The 1,423-nt window shown below is 74.6% G+C and carries 2 protein-coding genes; both read left to right on the forward strand.

What is annotated here, in order from left to right:
* On the forward strand, window positions 1-841 hold an 841-nt coding region (locus tag ACFV4G_RS42375), incomplete at its 5' end, for an MFS transporter (protein WP_380448807.1).
* A 38-nt stretch (window positions 842-879) separates the two neighbouring features.
* Window positions 880-1,302 carry a heme-binding protein gene (locus tag ACFV4G_RS42380; RefSeq protein ID WP_380448810.1) on the forward strand — a complete coding sequence of 141 codons (423 nt, stop codon included), beginning with the start codon at window positions 880-882 and terminating at the stop codon, window positions 1,300-1,302.
* Window positions 1,303-1,423: the final 121 nt, after the last annotated feature.

The raw sequence follows: 1,423 nt of genomic DNA on the forward strand, positions 1-1,423 counted from the left end.
GGACAAGAAGGCCGGCGCCATCGCCACCATGTTCACCGGGCTCACCGTCGCCAACATCGTCGGCGTCCCGCTGGGCACCTTCGTCGGCCAGGCCGTCGGCTGGCGCGCCACCTTCGTCGGCGTCGCCGCGCTCGGCGTGGTCGGCCTGCTCGGCATCGTCAAGCTCGTCCCCGCCCTGCCCCGCCCCGAGGGCGCCCACCTGCGCGGCGAGCTCACCGCGTTCCGCAACCCGCAGGTGCTGCTCGCGATGGCGATGACCGTGCTCGGCTTCGGCGGAGTCTTCGCCGCGATCACCTACATCGCCCCGATGATGACCCGCGTCGCCGGCTACTCCGACGGCGCCGTCACCTGGCTGCTGGTGCTGTTCGGCATCGGGATGTTCCTCGGCAACCTCCTCGGCGGCAGGTTCGCCGACCGCAGGCTGATGCCGATGCTGTACGCCTCGCTCGGCGGACTCGCCGTCGTGCTCGGCCTGTTCACCCTCACCGCGCACGACAAGGTCCTCGCCGCCGTCACGATCCTGCTGATCGGAGCGCTCGGCTTCGCCACCGTCCCGCCGCTGCAGAAGCGCGTCCTCGACCAGGCGCACGGTGCGCCCACCCTGGCCTCCGCCGTCAACATCGGGGCGTTCAACCTCGGCAACGCCCTCTCCGCCTGGCTCGGCGGCCTGGTGATCTCGGCCGGTCTCGGCTACACGGCCCCGAACTGGGTCGGCGCGCTGCTCGCCGCCTCGGCCCTCGTCCTCGCCGTCTGGTCCGCCGCCCTGGAGCGCCGCGCCCCGGGCCGTACGTCCGCCGTTCCGACCGCTGTTCCGGCCGTCTCGATCCCCGTCCACCACTGAACCACCGTTCCCCCGGTTCCCCAAGGAGAAGCACCACCATGAGCACCACCACCGTCACCCCGCTCACCACCGCCGACGCCGAGACGCTCGTCGCCGCCGCCCGCACCGCCGCCGAGGCGGCCGGGGTCGCCGTCAGCATCACCGTCCTGGACGCGGGCGGGCACCCGCTCGCCTTCCGCCGCGACGACCGCGCCGTGCTGATCTCCGGCGAGACCAGCACCCGCAAGGCCTACACCGCCCTCCAGCTCGACGCCCCGACCGCCGACCTGGTCGACCTCGTCAAGCCCGACGGGCCGTTCCACTCCCTGCCCACCGCACTGGACCGTCCACTGCTCTTCATCGCCGGCGGCGTCCCGGTCCACCGCGACGGCCGCCTCGTCGGCGCCCTCGGCATCGGCGGCGGCGCCCCCGAGCAGGACCACTCCTTCGCCACCGCTGCGCTGGCGGCACTCGCACGCTGACCCGCGCTCAACGGCGGTCGTACGAGATACCCGGCACCGCGCCCCCCCCCCCGGGGGCCCCCCCCCCCCGGGGGAACGGGGGGCGCGGGGGGGGGGGGGGGGGAGAGCGCTGGGGGGGCCC

This window comes from Kitasatospora sp. NPDC059747, assembly GCF_042732955.1.
In the GTDB taxonomy this organism is placed as follows: Bacteria; Actinomycetota; Actinomycetes; order Streptomycetales; family Streptomycetaceae; genus Kitasatospora.

Excerpts from the sequence above, each read along its gene's own strand:
- ACFV4G_RS42380 (WP_380448810.1), top strand. The coding sequence starts at position 880 with ATGAGCACCACCACCGTCACCCCGCTCACCACCGCCGACGCCGAGACG.